This is a genomic window from Paraburkholderia sp. J7, from assembly GCF_905220155.1.
GTDB lineage: Bacteria > Pseudomonadota > Gammaproteobacteria > Burkholderiales > Burkholderiaceae > Paraburkholderia.
This window is the reverse complement of the sequence record NZ_CAJMYZ010000072.1, coordinates 1-1,175: the sequence shown is the minus strand read 5'-3', so window position 1 is coordinate 1,175 and position 1,175 is coordinate 1. Positions and strand designations below refer to the sequence as shown.

Genomic DNA, 1,175 nt, shown 5'->3' with positions numbered 1-1,175 from the left:
ACAACGTGGCGAACGGCGCGCTGAGCGCATCGAGCCTCGACGCAGTGAACGGCTCGCAGCTGTACGCAACGAACACGAACGTGTCGAACCTCGCGGGCAATGTGACGAACCTCGCCGGTGACGTAACGACCATCAACGGCCAGATCACGAACATGCAGGGTCAGCTGGCTGACGCGGTGCTGTACGACTCGTCGGCGCATAGCTCGGTGACGCTGGGTGGCACGGGTGCGACCTCGGCAGTGGCGCTGCATAACGTGGCGAACGGCGCGCTGAGCGCAACGAGCCTGGATGCGGTGAACGGCTCGCAGCTGTACGCGACGAACACGAACGTGTCGAACCTCGCGGGCAACGTGACGAACCTCGCCGGTGACGTGACGACGATCCAGGGCAACATCTCGACGCTCTCGGGTGACGTGACGACCCTCAACGGCCAGATCACGAACATGCAGGGCCAGCTGGCCGACGCGGTGCTGTACGACTCGTCGACGCATAACTCGGTGACGCTGGGCGGCACGGGCGCAACCTCGGCAGTGGCGCTGCACAACGTGGCCAACGGCACGCTGAGCGCATCGAGCCTGGATGCGGTGAACGGCTCGCAGCTGTACGCGACGAACGCGAACGTGTCGAATCTCTCGGGTGACGTGACGACCATCAACGGCCAGATCACGAACATGCAGGGCCAACTGGCTGACGCGGTGCTGTACGACTCGTCGGCGCACAGTTCGGTGACGCTGGGTGGCACGGGTGCGACCTCGGCAGTGGCGCTGCATAACGTGGCGAATGGCACGCTGAGCGCATCGAGCCTGGATGCGGTGAACGGCTCGCAGCTGTACGCGACGAACACGAACGTGTCGAACCTCTCGGGCGACGTGACGACGATCCAAGGCAACATCTCGACGCTCTCGGGTGACGTAACGACCCTCAACGGCCAGATCACGAACATGCAGGGCCAGCTGGCTGACGCCGTGCTGTACGACTCGTCGGCACATGACTCGGTGACGCTGGGCGGCACGGGTGCGACCTCGGCAGTGGCGCTGCATAACGTGGCAAACGGCGCGCTGAGCGCGTCGAGCCTCGATGCGGTGAACGGCTCGCAGCTGTACGCGACGAACCAGAGCATCTCGGACCTGGCTGGCGACATCACGAACATTAACGGCCAGCTGGCTGACGCGGTT

At 64.6% G+C, this 1,175-nt stretch carries 1 pseudogene; it reads left to right on the top strand.

Features of this window, described 5'->3' with window-relative positions:
* Nucleotides 1-1,175 (top strand): annotated as a pseudogene (locus U5A58_RS40350) (hypothetical protein); the annotation flags it as partial.